Genomic DNA, 245 nt, shown 5'->3' on the forward strand with positions numbered 1-245 from the left:
AGTAGAGGTAGCTGATGGCACTGGTGGCGAGGAAGGAGGCAAGCATGGTGTTGATCAGCAAATTGATCTGGCTGACCGAGACGCCGAACAGCGCCGGTATCATCAGGGTGCGGATCTTCACCACACCGGGATGGTGCCAACCCCACTTGGGCCACACCAGCATGTTGATCTGACGTAGAAAGGGGTACTGGAACAGAAACTGCACCAGGCCGCCGAGGAAGACGCCGATCGCCAGCGCGATCTCG

Annotated in this window: 1 protein-coding gene; it reads right to left on the bottom strand. The window is 58.8% G+C overall.

What is annotated here, in order from left to right:
• The coding region (locus B4920_RS27480; RefSeq protein ID WP_305847140.1) for a lipid II flippase MurJ at positions 1 to 245 on the bottom strand (245 nt) is incomplete at both ends.

Origin of the sequence: Zoogloea sp. LCSB751, assembly GCF_002028455.1 — a bacterium.
GTDB lineage: Bacteria > Pseudomonadota > Gammaproteobacteria > Burkholderiales > Rhodocyclaceae > Zoogloea.